The sequence below is a fragment of the Pseudomonas graminis genome, assembly GCF_001705435.1.
In the GTDB taxonomy this organism is placed as follows: domain Bacteria; phylum Pseudomonadota; class Gammaproteobacteria; order Pseudomonadales; family Pseudomonadaceae; genus Aquipseudomonas; species Aquipseudomonas graminis_B.
In genome coordinates, this window is sequence record NZ_MDEN01000054.1 from 99,612 (window position 1) to 113,783 (window position 14,172).

The 14,172-nt window shown below is 60.8% G+C and carries 12 protein-coding genes; 10 read left to right on the top strand and 2 right to left on the bottom strand.

All coding sequences use genetic code 11. The features are described from left to right. Positions 1 to 22: 22 nt before the first annotated feature. Positions 23 to 379: a hypothetical protein gene (locus BBI10_RS27105; RefSeq protein ID WP_141695120.1), complete on the bottom strand. Its 357-nt coding sequence runs from the start codon at positions 377 to 379 to the stop codon at positions 23 to 25. A gap of 14 nt (positions 380 to 393) precedes the next feature. Here BBI10_RS27105 and BBI10_RS04980 point away from each other — a divergent pair, with 14 nt between their 5' ends. The 9 genes from BBI10_RS04980 (at position 394) to BBI10_RS05020 (ending at position 11,905) form a co-directional block, all read left to right on the top strand. Continuing rightward, a complete protein-coding gene (locus BBI10_RS04980) occupies positions 394 to 3,288 on the top strand; it encodes a glycosyltransferase family 2 protein (protein WP_244160312.1) in 2,895 nt (964 codons plus the stop codon). A gap of 25 nt (positions 3,289 to 3,313) precedes the next feature. Then, positions 3,314 to 4,315: a UDP-N-acetylglucosamine 4,6-dehydratase (inverting) gene (gene pseB / locus BBI10_RS04985; protein ID WP_065987274.1), complete on the top strand. Its 1,002-nt coding sequence runs from the start codon at positions 3,314 to 3,316 to the stop codon at positions 4,313 to 4,315. Next, positions 4,312 to 5,490 carry a UDP-4-amino-4,6-dideoxy-N-acetyl-beta-L-altrosamine transaminase gene (pseC, locus tag BBI10_RS04990; protein ID WP_065987275.1) on the top strand — a complete coding sequence of 393 codons (1,179 nt, stop codon included), beginning with the start codon at positions 4,312 to 4,314 and terminating at the stop codon, positions 5,488 to 5,490. Before pseB ends, pseC begins: the two co-directional genes overlap by 4 nt. 30 nt (positions 5,491 to 5,520) lie before the next feature. Next, positions 5,521 to 6,219: a pseudaminic acid cytidylyltransferase gene (gene pseF, locus BBI10_RS04995; protein WP_065987276.1), complete on the top strand. Its 699-nt coding sequence runs from the start codon at positions 5,521 to 5,523 to the stop codon at positions 6,217 to 6,219. Continuing rightward, positions 6,216 to 7,322 (top strand): UDP-2,4-diacetamido-2,4,6-trideoxy-beta-L-altropyranose hydrolase, encoded by a 1,107-nt coding sequence (pseG, locus tag BBI10_RS05000; RefSeq protein ID WP_244160313.1) that lies wholly within the window; start codon positions 6,216 to 6,218, stop codon positions 7,320 to 7,322. Before pseF ends, pseG begins: the two co-directional genes overlap by 4 nt. Positions 7,323 to 7,392: 70 nt before the next feature. Continuing rightward, positions 7,393 to 8,445 carry a pseudaminic acid synthase gene (gene pseI, locus BBI10_RS05005; protein ID WP_065987277.1) on the top strand — a complete coding sequence of 351 codons (1,053 nt, stop codon included), beginning with the start codon at positions 7,393 to 7,395 and terminating at the stop codon, positions 8,443 to 8,445. An 873-nt stretch (positions 8,446 to 9,318) separates the two neighbouring features. Beyond that, a complete protein-coding gene (locus tag BBI10_RS05010; RefSeq protein ID WP_065987278.1) occupies positions 9,319 to 10,251 on the top strand; it encodes a ketoacyl-ACP synthase III in 933 nt (310 codons plus the stop codon). Positions 10,252 to 10,352: 101 nt separating this feature from the next. Then, positions 10,353 to 11,648, top strand: coding sequence for a motility associated factor glycosyltransferase family protein (locus BBI10_RS05015; protein WP_065987279.1), 1,296 nt, complete (start codon positions 10,353 to 10,355; stop codon positions 11,646 to 11,648). After that, positions 11,645 to 11,905, top strand: a complete 261-nt coding sequence (locus BBI10_RS05020) for a hypothetical protein (RefSeq protein WP_065987280.1) — start codon at positions 11,645 to 11,647, stop codon at positions 11,903 to 11,905. Before BBI10_RS05015 ends, BBI10_RS05020 begins: the two co-directional genes overlap by 4 nt. Positions 11,906 to 12,023: 118 nt before the next feature. Here the strand turns inward: BBI10_RS05020 and BBI10_RS27110 are convergent, their stop codons facing one another. Next, entirely contained in the window at positions 12,024 to 12,419 is a 396-nt protein-coding gene (locus BBI10_RS27110) for a hypothetical protein (RefSeq protein WP_141695121.1), read from the bottom strand. A gap of 423 nt (positions 12,420 to 12,842) precedes the next feature. Between BBI10_RS27110 and BBI10_RS05025 the strand changes: the two genes are divergently transcribed. Further along, the gene (locus BBI10_RS05025; protein ID WP_065987281.1) at positions 12,843 to 13,979 is read left to right on the top strand and encodes a flagellin; all 1,137 of its coding nucleotides are present in this window, start codon (positions 12,843 to 12,845) and stop codon (positions 13,977 to 13,979) included. Positions 13,980 to 14,172 lie beyond the last annotated feature (193 nt).

A 14,172-nucleotide genomic window follows, 5' to 3' on the forward strand; every position in this document is an offset into this window, starting at 1 on the left:
GTAGGGGCCTGCATGTGCACCCTCAATCCCGCGGCGTGACGCCAGGACGGCCCCAGCGCTTGTCGAACATCCAGACGTCGCCGATCTTCCGGCAGGTCAAGAACTTGTGGGAGCGAGCTTGCTCGCGAATAAGCCGGCACATCCGCCGAATATCCATCGGTAGAGATGTCTCCTTCGTGAGCAAGCTCACTCCCACATGACCGGTGTCCGCCGCATCATCGCCAGCCTCCTTCCCGGCTAAAGCCCATCCTGCCCGTTGCGCGCAGTTCCCGCCATCCAGAGTTGGCGTGCTTCCTGCTTCGTCTCCCCGATATCGCCATTGATCATCTTTTTGACGCTTGGCCGCATCACAGGGAAAACGTAATGCACCCTCATTCATCTCCGGGAAACACCATGCCGCTCGATGCCCAACTGACGCTTGTGGTCCTCACCCATGACCGGCCCGCACTCCTGCGCCGGACATTGCAGTACTACAGCTCCTCGTCGGCCCACGTGCTGGTGCTGGATGCTTCGCAGCAGTCAGCCGCCGACATCGCCGCGCTGTTCCCGCAGGTGGATTACCGCCACGTGCCGCAGTTCGCCGAGACCGGTGTCCTGAGCAGGATCGTCCATGGCGTGACCCAAGTGACCACGCCGTTCATGGCGTTCGTGGGCGACGAAGATTTTCTGATGCATGACGCGCTGGCCCAGTCGGTGGAATTTCTGGCGACCCACCCGGACTACGGCCTCTGCCACGGCTATTGCCTGATGTACCAGGCCCACGGCGACAAGGTCGAATACTTCCGCCGCGACAAAAAGGGCCAGGAAGACTTCGCCGCCGACAACCGCGGCGAGCGCGTCCTGAGCTTCATGGACCACTACATTCCGCCGTTCTACGCCGTCACTCGCACGGCGCTGCTACAACAATGGTTCGCCGCGCTGCCCCAAGGCGTCAGTGGCGAGCTGCAAGAGTTCGGTCACGCCTACTTCCTGCTCTCGGCCGCCAAGGCGCGGACCCTGCCGATCCCCTACGTGGTCCGCGAGCTCAACCACCGGCTCTCCGACCGCCCGACTCACATGCTGAAAAAGCTCAGTGACAGCGATCCGTCAGCTGTCCTCGAGCGCCACGAATTCGCCAGTTTTCTGGCAGCCCTGATCACCACCCACGGTGAGCTGAATGCAGCCGACGGCATCGAGCAGGTCAAAAAGGCCTACGCCGCCCTGCAGGCCTGTCTCGAAGACCAGCGTTCCCTGGGCCTGACCAGCATCGTGGTGTCGCGCTGGAACGATGTGTTCAAACCCGCAGACCGCCAGTTCGGTCCCCGTCAGTTCGTCGAAATGCCGTTTTACAACCAGGCCTTCTTCGACGTGCTGACCGAGATCGAGTTTCTGATCCACGCGCTGCCGGCCGGCAAGCTGCAGATGGAACAGCTCGAAGGGACCTGGGTTCAGCACGAAGTGCTGCTGCGCAGCCACGGCAACGACAACCCCGAAACCATCGCCAACCGGATGTGGGAAGCGATGGCCCTGAACATCTTCAACCCGTACATCGTCGAGCCCCTCGCCGGTCTCATGGCGCGCCAGGGTGACCCCGAAGAAGCGCTGGAAATGTCGCGCTGGTTGCAGCGCCTCAATTCGGTCCAGCGCCAGGACCATCGCGTGACCCTCGCCAACATGCCATCGGGTCAGCTGTTGCAGTGGCTCGACGCACGCCAGCCGAGCCCGAGCGACGCACGAGCCATCCTCAGCCGCATCGACAGCCTCGGCGGCGGACCGCAGTTCGGCATTCTGTTGCTGGACCTCGACGATGACATGAACAAACTCCAGGTCACCCTGGACAGCCTGGTCGAAGGCCACTGCAAGACCTTCAAGGTCGTGGTGTTCACCAGCGGCGAGCCACCGGCGGCGACCAGCGCGCAAAACACCCTGCATTTCGTCAAGGTCAGCAAGAGCAACTGGGTCGACAAGGTCAATCAGATCGCCCGCCAATCCACCTGCAACTGGCTGATGCTGGCCGAAGTCGGTGATGCGTTCACCGCCGGCGGCCTGCTGCGCGCCTCGCTGGAACTGCAGGCCGCGCCTGACTGCCGCGCGGTGTTCGCCGATGAAGTTCAACGTGAGGCCAGCGGTGCGCTGACCCACGTCATGCGCCCGGGCTTCAACCTCGACCTGTTGCTGAGCAACCCGACGCTGATGTCCCGCCACTGGCTGGTCCGCCGCGACGTGCTGGTTGAGGCCGGCGGTTACTCCGCCGACTTCGCCCAGGCCGCCGAATTCGAACTCCTGCTGCGCATCATCGAGCAGGGCGGCATGGGCTGGCTGGCGCATCTGGACGAGCCGCTGCTGGTCACCGACGCGCAACCGCTGGAAGAAAACGCCCAGCAACGCCTGGCGCTGACCCGGCACCTGAACAATCGCGGCTTCAAAGCCCAGATCAGTCCGGCAGCACCGGGTACCTGGCGCATCGACTACCGCCACATCCAGCGCCCGCTGGTGTCGATCGTCGTCCATGGCGTTGACGACCTGCCCGTGCTGCAGCGTTGCCTGGCGAGTGTCCTGTTGCGCACGCGCTACGCGAATTACGAAGTGCTGATCGCGGACGATCACAGTGTCTCGGCGGAGCTCAGCGAATGGCTGGGTCGCCAGCACAAAGGTCGCGTGCGGGTGATCGCCATGGATCAACCGTTGAGTCATTCAGCGCGGGTCAACGCCCTGCGCGAACAGGCCACCGGCGAATACCTGGCGCTGCTCTCGGCCCACGGTGAAGTCATCAGCCCGAACTGGATCGACGCCTTGCTCAATCAGGCGATGCGCCCGGAAGTCGGCGTGGTTGGCGCCAAGTTGATCGAACGCAACGGCACGGTCAGTCAGGCCGGTTTGATCCTCGGCATGGACGGCGGTGTGGGTTCGGCCTTCATCGGCGAAGCGAAAGACGCCGCGGGCTACATGAGCCGACTGTTGCTGGATCAGAATTATTCGGCGGTGTCCGACGCCTGCCTGATGGTGCGCTCGGCGCTGTTCGATGACGTCGGCGGCCTGGATCAAGGGCATTTTGCCGACGCCTTCGCCGATGTGGACCTGTGCCTGAAGGTGGCCCAGGCCGGGTACCTGACGGTGTGGACGCCTCACGTGCAGTTCGTGCATTCGGGCGCATTGCCCGACGCGCCACAGGCGCTGGCCGCGCTGCAAGACAAATGGTCCGGGGCGTTTGCGCACGACCTGGCGTACAACAAAAATCTGCAACTGACCGGCAAGGGCTTCACCCTCGCTCAGGCCGACGGTTCCAGTTGGGCCGAGCTGCTCGCTTAAGGCCTCCGGGTTAAAGGACTACGTCATGTTCAACGGCAAATCAGTGTTCATCTCAGGCGCGACCGGCTCGTTCGGCCGCATGTTCATCCGCACGCTGCTGGCGCGTTATCAGCCCCGGCGCGTGGTGGTGTTCTCCCGCGATGAACTCAAGCAGTACGAAATGCAGCAGGAATTCAACGCGCCCTGCATGCGCTATTTCCTCGGCGACGTGCGCGATGCCGATCGCTTGCAGCAGGGCATGCGCGGCATCGATTACGTGGTCCACGCGGCGGCGCTCAAGCATGTGCCGGCGGCGGAATACAACCCGACCGAGTTCATCCGCACCAACGTCAATGGCGCCGAAAACATCATCTCGGCGGCCATCGCCAACGGCGTGAAGAAGGTCGTCGCGCTGTCGACCGACAAGGCCGCCAGCCCGATCAATCTGTACGGCGCCACCAAGCTGCTGTCGGACAAACTGTTCGTCGCCGCCAACAACATCGGCGGCGAGGAGCAGACGCGTTTTTCCGTGGTGCGATACGGCAACGTGGCCGGCTCCCGCGGCTCGATCGTGCCGTTCTTCAACAAGCTGCTGGCGGGTGGGGCGGCTGAATTGCCGATCACCGACCCGCGCATGACGCGGTTCTGGATCACCCTCGACCACGGTGTGGATTTCGTCATGCAGAGCTTCGAGCGCATGCACGGCGGCGAAGTGTTCGTGCCGAAGATTCCGTCGGTGCGCATCGTCGATCTGGCCCAGGCCATGGCCCCCGACCTGCCGCACAAGATCGTCGGCATCCGTCCCGGGGAAAAACTCCACGAGCTGATGGTGCCCCAGGACGACGCGCGCATGACCCTGGAATTCGACGACCACTACACCATCGTGCCGTCGATTCGCTTCAACAACGTCGACACCGACTTCGCCGTCGACGCCACCGGCGCGCAGGGCAAAGCGGTTCACGACGACTTCGAGTACCGCTCCGACACCAACCCGGACTTCCTGTCGATCCGCCAGATCGGCGAGCTGCACGTTGACGTCCAGCCATGATTCCGTACGGCAGGCAGAGCGTTGATCAGGCCGACATCGACGCCGTTGTCGAGGTGTTGAAATCGGACTGGCTGACCCAGGGCCCAACCCTCGAACGCTTCGAAGCGGCCATGGCCGAGCGCTGTGAAGCCGGTTTCGCGGTGGCCGTGTGCAACGCCACGGCGGCGCTGCACATTGCCTGTCTGGCGGCGGGACTGGGGCAGGGCGACTGGCTGTGGACCAGCCCGAATACGTTTCTGGCCTCGGCCAATTGCGGGCGCTATTGCGGCGCCGATGTGGATTTTGTCGACATCGACCCGCTGACCTGGAACCTCGACACCGACGCCCTCGCGCGCAAGCTTGAAGTGGCGGCATCCAACGGCACGCTGCCCAAGGTGCTGGTGGCGGTGGCGTTTTCCGGCCAGAGCTGCGACATGCGCGCCATCGGCGAACTGGCCCGGCGTTACGGTTTTGTGGTGATCGAAGACGCCTCCCACGCGGTGGGCGCGGACTATGCGGGGCGCCCGGTAGGTTGCGGCGAATTCGCCGACATGACGGTGTTCAGCTTTCATCCGGTGAAGATCGTCACCACCGGCGAAGGCGGCATGGTGCTGACCAATCGCCCTGAACTGGCCGAACATTTGCGCCGCCTGCGCAGCCACGGCATGACCCGTGACCCGGGGCAGATGGACGAGCCCAGCCACGGCCCCTGGTATTACCAGCAAGTCGAGCTGGGCTTCAATTACCGCATGACCGACATGCAGGCGGCACTGGGGCTGTCGCAGCTGAACAAACTCGACGGTTTTCTGGGCCGGCGTCGGCAGTTGGTGGCGCGCTATCAGACGCTGCTGGCCGACCTGCCGCTGACCTTGCCGACCCTTCAGGCTGAGGCCGATTCCGCGTGGCACTTGTACGTCGTGCGCCTGCAGACCGACCTGCTTGCGTTGAGCCATGGGCAAGTCTTCGAAGGCTTGCGCGGGGCAGGCATCGGCGTGAACGTGCACTACATCCCGGTCCATCTGCAGCCCTATTACCGCGACCTGGGTTTCAACCCGGGTGATTTCCCCGAAGCCGAGGCTTATTACGCCCAAGCCATCAGCCTGCCGCTGTACCCGGCGATGACCGAAGCGCAGCAGGATGACGTTGTTGAACAGCTTCACCGTTTGCTCGGCGAAACGCGCCCGGCGGCCACTTGATGCGAACGAACCCATGACAGGCCCACGAGCATGAGCGCCGTCGCCATCATCCCCGCACGGGGCGGCAGTCAGCGCATCCCGCGCAAGAACATCAAGCTGTTCAACGGCGAGCCGATGATCGCGTATTCCATTCGTGCTGCGCGGGCGAGCGGGGTGTTTGATCAGATCGTGGTCAGCACCGACGACGAAGAAATCGCTGATGTTGCCCGCGATTGTGGCGCTGACGTGCCGTTCATGCGCCCGGCGGACCTGGCCGACGCTTTCACTGGCACGGCGGCAGTGATTCAACACGCGCTTTGCGCACTTGATCAGCACTTTGATTACGCTTGCTGCCTCTACGCCACCGCGCCGCTGTTGCAGGCGCGTTATTTGCGTCATGGCTTGGAAGTACTCGAAGCCGATGCGGCAAAATCCTATGCGTTCTCGGTGTGCAGCTTCGGCTTCCCGGTGCAGCGTGCGTTGTTGATCGACAGCGACGGCAGCCTGTGCGCGATGCACCCGGAATTTCGCAGCGTGCGTTCCCAGGATCTGCCCGTCGCCTATCAGGACGCCGGCCAGTTCTACTGGGGCCGCAGCGACGCCTGGCGGCGTGGCGACACGGTGTTTTCCGAGCTCAGCCTGCCGGTGATTCTGCCCCGGCATCTGGTGCAGGACATCGACAGCCCGGAAGACTGGTTGCGCGCGGAATACCTGTACGCCGCGCTCAAGGCCGGTGGGGAGCTGCAATGATGCGCGTACTGATCCGCGCCGACGCCTCGGTGACCATCGGCAGCGGCCACATCGCCCGCTGCCTCACGCTCGCCAACACGCTGCGTGCAGATGGCGCCGATGTGCGCTTTGCCTGCCGCGAATTGCCGGGGCATCTGCTTCAGCGGCTGGCGGATCAGGGCTATGTTGCCTACGCCCTGCCGGCACGCTATGGCGCGCAGGAAGACCAGGACATCGAAGCAGCGTTGCCTTGGCAGGCGGACCTGTCTGCCCTGGCCGAAGAGCTTGAGGATGAGCCCCTCTTTGACTGGCTGATCGTTGATCATTACGGTCTGGATGCACGCTGGGAAACGGCGGCGCGCGGTCTCGCCGATCGAGTGATGGCGATCGACGACTTGGCCAACCGGCCCCATTCGGTTGAAGTGTTGCTCGACCAGAATTACAGCGCGCAGGCGCTGAATCAGCCCTACGCCCCCTGGATCGACCGTGAGTGCCAGGCGTTTCTGGGGCCGCGATTTGCCCTGCTGCGCGACGAGTTTCAGTGCGACCCCATCGCGATCAAGCCGCGTGTCGAACGGGTGCTGGTCAACTTCGGTGGCTTCGATGCGGCCGGGCAGGTGTACGCCACGATGCTGGCGCTTCAAGGCTTCGATGATCTGCAGGTGGATTTCGTCGCCGGTTTGCACAACCCCCACTGGGCGGCGATGAGCGATCTCGCAGCCTCTCGGCCTGAGTGGCATTTGCACACGCTGACCGGTGATTTTTTCGCGCTGATGCAGGCGGCCGATCTGTTTATCGGCGCCGGCGGCGGCACCACCTGGGAGCGCGCGGCGTTGGGTTTGCCGACGATCTGTATTTCGGTGGCGAACAATCAGCAGCTCAATGCGCAATTGCTGGCCGAGGCCGGTGTGCATGTGTACCTCGGGCCCCATGTGCAGCTTGAGGCCGGGCGTTTGCGTGATGCGATCGGGCAGCTGTGGGGTGATGCCGCTTTACGCCGGTCCTTCGCCGAACAGTCGAGGTTGTTGGTGGATGGCCGTGGTGCCCGGCGCATCGCTGATGCATTGGCGGCCCTGGTCAACCCAGACAGTCCAGCTACCGCCGTAACGCGGCAGGGCGCATGAGCCGCTGCCCGTTCCTATTTTTATCGTCCGGCCTTGGGCCGACCGACGTCACTGCAACGAGTGAGCAACGATGACTTCTTTCAAGATCGGTTCCCGAACCATCGGCCCCGACGCGCCGCCGTTCATCATCGCCGAGATGAGCGGCAACCATAACCAGTCGCTGGATCAAGCGTTGCGCATCGTCGAGGCGGCGGCCAGGGCGGGCGCCCATGCCCTCAAACTGCAAACCTACACCGCCGATACCATGACCCTGGACATCGCCGAGGGTGAGTTCTTCATCAAGGACCCCAACAGTTTGTGGGCCGGGACCTCGCTGTATGCGCTGTATGAACAGGCGCACACGCCGTGGGAGTGGCACGCGCCGATCTTCGCCCGGGCCAAAGAGTTGGGGCTGCTGGCGTTTTCCACGCCCTTTGATGAGTCCGCCGTGGACTTTCTCGAAAGCCTCGACGTGCCGGCCTACAAGATCGCCAGCTTTGAAAACACCGACATCCCGCTGATCCGCAAAGTGGCGGCGATCGGCAAGCCGATGATCATTTCCACCGGCATGGCCAGCATCGCCGAGCTGGATGAGAGCGTGCGCGCGGCGCGGGCCGCAGGCTGCAAGGATCTGGTGCTGCTGAAATGCACCAGCACCTACCCGGCGACCCCGGCCAACAGCCACGTGCGCACGATTCCGCACATGGCCGGCTTATTTGGCTGCCAGGTGGGGTTGTCGGATCACACCATGGGCGTCGGCGTGTCGGTGGCGGCAGTGGCCATGGGTGCGACGGTGATCGAAAAACACTTCACCCTCGACCGCGCTGATGGCGGGGTCGACGCCAGTTTTTCCCTGGAACCGGCGGAAATGGCCAGCCTGGTCATCGAAACCGAGCGGGCCTGGCAAGGCATGGGCCACGTGCAGTACGGCGCGACCGAAGCCGAACAGAAATCGCTGCAATACCGCCGCTCGTTGTACGTGGTGCGAGACATCGCCGAGGGCGAGGCTTTCAGCCCGGACAACATCCGCGCCATCCGCCCCGGCCTCGGTTTGGCGCCCAAACACATCGATGCCGTGCTGGGGAGCAAAGCCCGACACGCACTGAACCGCGGGACCGCGTTGAGTTGGGATGTGGTGGGTTGAGTGAAGGCTGGACCGGCATCACTTGGGAATTGCGCTGTGAGCACGAATGTGGGACCGGCTTTAGCCGGGAAGACGGCATACGCTACACCGCAAAATCGAGGGTGCATGTAATGGCCTCTTCCCGGCTGAAGCCGGTCTCACTAAAGCACGCGTGCAGTCAGTGAGATTGGTTGTGAACACGAATGTAGGACCGGCTTTAGCCGGGAAGACGGCAGGCGTCACACCGCAAAAATGACGGTGCATATCAGGGCCTCTTCCCGGCTAAAGCCAATCCCACTGAAGCACGCGTGCAGCCAGTGAGATTGGCGGTGAACACGAATGTAGGACCGGCGTTCTCCGGGAAGACGGCATTCGTCACACCGCGAAAATCTAGGGTGCATATAAGGGCCTCTTCCCGGCTAAAGCCAGTCCCACTAAAGCACGCGTGCAGCCAGTGAGATTGGCGGTGAGCACCACTGTAGGACCGGCTTTAGCCGGGAAGACGGCAGGCGTCACACCGCAAAAATGACGGTGCATATCAGGGCCTCTTCCCGGCTAAAGCCGGTCCTACTAAACAGCGCGTTGAAGCTCGACCACACGCCACATTCCTGTGACATCTTCATGTCAATCACCTGTCTGAGCAGCGATCTGATGTTGCGCGGCACCCGTCGGTCAGCTAAAAGCTTGTAAAACTTTTGGTGACCTGTGGGTCATAACGGGCATCTTCACTGTATCGTGTTGGCGGTCCGTGACGTCCTCGGGCTGATTCCAGAGCGATTCTGGTGTCGCCCTGACCTGTACGTTGCCTTTTTTTCAGGCCGCAAGCCCCGGATTTTCAACGCCCCGCCTAACCGCGCCGGGTGATGTTCAGCAGTTTTTTATTGGGAAGCCATGATGATTGGCATCAAGAGCATAGCGAGTTATGTGCCCACGGTCGGCGTCGACAATTACGCCCAGGGTGCCAAATTCGGAAAGGATGAAGACTTCATCCTTGGCAAGATCGGTTCTGCTTTTCTGCCGCGCAAAGACGACACCCAGGAAACCTCGGACCTGTGCGTCGAAGCGGTCAACCAGCTGTTCGCCAACAACCCCGGTCTCTCGCGGGACGCCATCGACGCACTGATCGTCGTCACCCAAAACGGTGACGAAGAAGGCCTGCCGCACACGGCCGCCATCGTTCAACACAAACTCGGCCTGCCGACCCACGTCGCCGCGTTCGACATTTCCCTGGGTTGCTCGGGCTACGTCTACGGCATCTATGCGCTGAAAGGCTTCATGGAAGCGACCGGCCTGAAAAACGGCCTGCTGGTCACCGCCGACCCGTATTCGAAGATCGTCGACCCGGAAGACCGCAACACCACCATGCTCTTCGGCGACGCCTCCACCGCCACTTGGATGAGCGACGACGCCCCGTGGCAGTTGGGCAAATCCAAGTTTGGCACCGACGGCTCCGGCGCAGAGTTCCTCAAGACGACCGACGGCGCGTTCTACATGAACGGGCGTCAGGTGTTCAACTTCGCGCTGGTCAAAGTGCCCTCGCACCTCAACGAATTGCTCGAAGACTCCGGCCTGCAATCCTCCGACGTCGATGCGTTCTGCATTCACCAGGGCAGCGCGGCCATCGTCGATGCGGTCGCCCGTCGGTTCGAGGACGGCAAGTCGCCGGAGAAGTTCGTCAAGGACATGCTCGAGACCGGCAACACGGTGTCGTCCAGCATTCCGCTGCTGCTGGAAAAACACGTCATGAACGCCACCTGGAAGCGCATCGCGGTCAGCGGTTTCGGCGTGGGCTTGTCGTGGGGCTCGGCGATCCTTTATCGTCCCTGACAGCGAATCACCGGGCTGCCTCCAGCCTGCACAACGGCGACGCTGATGACTCAGGTCGCCGTTTTGCTTTCTGCACTTCCCCCAGGAAAAGGATTGCCATCATGAGCGAGATTCTCCAGCACAACCTCGCCGTGATCGAACAGCGCTGGCCTGACGTGGCCCAGCGGTTGCGGGCCGAAAACGTCGAATCCATTCCCGCGCAGTTGATCGAAGGCCGACAATCGACCCTCAGCATTGGCGGCATTCAGCTCACCAGCCGCCATGATCGCCTCGCCGAAGCGCAAACCCAGGCGCAAAGCCTCCCCGCCAACAGCCCCGTCGTTCATCTTTACGGCACCGCCCTCGGCGATCTGCAGCGGGTATTGCTGGCCGAACCCTCTCTGCAAACGCTGCACGTCCACATCCTCAACGGCGCGTTGTTTGCCCTGGTGCTGCAACTGCTGGAACAGGATGACTGGCTGTCCGACCCCCGCGTGAGCCTCGCCTATGCCGACGCCCGCAGCGAGATTCAGCTGCCATTCTTCGCACTGCCGGCCGAACTGGTGCTGGCCGACGACAGCAGCGCGCGGATCCGCGATCGGCTGGTCAGCGAAGTACACGTCAACTTCAACAACCAGGCGTTCGCCGCCGACACCCCCGACAACGCGCGCCTGCTGGAGCAGGGCAGGGCGCTTGTGCAGCGGGACACCGATGTCGCTGCGTTGTTTGCCACGCAGTCGGGGTGTGACGTGTTCGTCATCGCGACGGGGCCAAGTCTGCAACAGCATTTGCCGCGCCTGTTGAGCACGTCAAACAGCGCCAACCGGCCGCTGATTATCTGCGTCGACACGGCCTATGTGCCGCTGCGCAACCAGGGCATCAGGCCGGACGTGGTGGTGAGCATCGACCACCGCATCACCCCCCGGCATCTCCCCACCGAGGATTCGGCGCACATCGCGCTGGTCTATGTGCCGGGCCAAGACGCGGGAATGCTGGGGGCATGGCAAGGCCCGCGCTACGTCGGCTATTCCAGCAGCCCGCTGTATGCCCGGCTGCGGGAGCAGATCCCCAAGGCCACCTTGCATGTGGGCGGCAGCGTCATTCATCCCGCCGTCGATCTCGCCGTCAAAATGGGCGCCGCGCGGATTACCCTGTTCGGCGCCGACTTCGCCTTCCCCGGCGGCAAGACCCACACCGGCTGGCAGGACGGCGACCTGGGGCCTGCCCTGAGCATCGCCAAACACTGGGTGCGCGACGGGCGGGGCCAAAAGGTCAAGACGCAGCTCAATTTCCGCAGCTACCTCATCGAACTCGAACGCTTCATCGCCCGCCACCCAGAGGTCATGTTCCTCAACACCAGCCGCGACGGTGCGCTGATCGCCGGCGCCAGCTTCGACCCTGACTGGACCGCGCCATGACCCTGCCTGAACACGTCGTAGAAGAAGCCCGCGAATGCGCGAAGCTGTTCCGCCTGGGCCGCGATATTGAAGGGGCCTTGCAAATGGTCGAACTGATTGACCGGTCGCTGCCACTGATGGACGGGGCTTCTGTGGAAAGACAGGCTGAATGGGGGAGGGTGTTGAGTGCGATTCTGGCGTGCCAGGAGCGGCAGGATTGGTTGGGGGTGGCGGATTGGCTGCAGGTCGAATTGGTAGAAATAGTGAGTCACGTCTGAGTCGTCCGTGGCTGTAGCCTACGACCAATGCTGCAAAAAAATCGCGACATTGGTCGTAGATTCATCGAACGCTATATGTACACGCCGTCAATTTCCTTATCTAGCGCTTCAGTGGGTATCAATCGGTCATCCAAAATCCCAGCCGATAATGGAATGGACTTGACCATTTTCGGGCGGTAACGATTGCCCCGCAGTTGTTGTAGCTCTGAGAGCCAACGGCATCTGCTTTTCTCTCCGCTCGGTCACCGTAACTACGGTGTCCGCCCCTGAAACTGCAAGTCTTGCCCGATGCTGACGTATAGGTGAAGTTCACAGAACTGCCGGTGTTCGGGAAGTTAAGAGTGACCGTCCCGCTTTCACCGGGCGCCAAGTATCGTGGAAAACCAGAATCCGATGTTTGTATAACTTCAGTCGAAAGATTCTGAATATGGACATCCACATCAGTTGCGTTGGCAGTTCCCCCGAGCACAGATGTAGTCAGTACGGTCAAGGTAAATAAGTTTTTTAGTTTCATGGTTTTCAAATCCGTTCGTTAGTTTTTATTTTTGCAGATGTTTAATCCACCATTCGACGTAAGCGTGTTCGCTTTGAAAAGGGAAGACAGGCATGTCCCAAGCTAATGTAGGAAATTTCTCGAAGACTTTTACTGTCCGGAGCAGGACTGACTTGATCAGGTTGCAGTGGGTAGTCAAATTGAGTGGCTTGTGATTTTTTTATCAGAAAAATTCAAAAAACAGTTTTTACTATGATTACCTTCGTTTAGGTAATTAATTGCCCTACATGTGTAGTGATGGCATTTTCGAAAGTTGCTGAAACGCGAATTTTAGAGCTAAAGCGATTTATGTCTTTGTCGATAGCGAGTAGGTAGGTTCTCCGGGAGAAATGGACTTCCCCGATATCAGAGAACTCTCCGTTTCTATCAACGAGGGAACTAAAAATGGCTTTAACCGTAAATACCAATATTGCGTCGCTGTCTGTTCAGCGGAACTTGAACAGGTCCTCGGACTTACTGAGTACCGCCATGACCCGCCTGTCTTCAGGGCTGCGGATAAATACTGCAAAAGACGATGCTGCGGGTATGCAACTTGCGACGCGTCTGACCACCCAGATTCGCGGTCTTACTGTGGCGACGCGCAATGCCGGGGCGGCGATTTCGATTATTCAAACTGCTGAAGGGGCAATGGATAAATCGCTCAATAATCTTCAACGTATGCGAGATCTAGCGGTGCAGGCCGCCAACGGCGATAAAGGCCCTAAAGAACGCAGCGCCTTAAATGCCGAATTTCAGCAGCTTACCGCTGAGGTCACGCGTCTAGCCAAGGGAACTACGTTTGGTGCCGAGCTTAATTTGCTGGATGGCAGCGCGGGGGAATTGAGTTTCCAAATAGGCGCAAATGTTGGCGTCACTGAAAAAATAACCTTGTCGTTGAGCGATGATTTTTCCTCTGAGTCAATTCTCTCAGCATTGGAGAGTCGAGCTGAGGTACTTGCGGACGCGACAACGACGGGCTCCAAGGCTGTGCTTAAAGGTGAGTACACTCCGCTGGCCATTGATGGCACAGGATTCAGAAATCTCGTCAATACCGTGACTACCGTCATGACTGACGCTGTGGATAAAGCCACCATCGACCTTGCGACGGCACAGCAAACGTTTGATGCCATCGCAGCGCCTTCCGATGCCGACCGGAAAACTCTGGCTGACGCAAAACAGGTACTGGCTGATGCGGAGAAAGTGGTTTCCGACACCCAAGCTAAAGATGAGCTTCATCCGCTCAATAAGCCCGCACGAATAGAGAATATCGAGGAGACCGTCAAGATTCTTGATAAAGCTATTGGTTTGATCAACTCAGGTCGTGCCGATCTGGGTGCAAAGCAGAATCGCATGATGAGCGCCATGGAAAATCTTCAGAACATGACCAAGAACGCCACCGCGTCCCGAGGCCAGATCGAAGACGTCGACTTCGCTGCAGAAACCGCGGAGATGACTAAACAACAAACCCTCCAGCAAGCCTCCACGGCAGTCCTGGCCCAAGCCAACCAATTACCGGCAGCCGTCCTCAAGCTGCTGCAATAACCCACATGCCTCTATAGATAGGAGCAACCAAAACCCGGGCGCGCCGCAGGGCGCGCCCGGGTTTTTGAGAACTGGTTAACAAATCGCCGGGTCAGGTTAAAGCTTCCAGGGGTTGCGCCGAAACGCTGTGTATCCCCGGACAACAAACTGCGGGGGTGGCGCTCTGGTGGCAAATAAATTTGAAAAAGCCCTC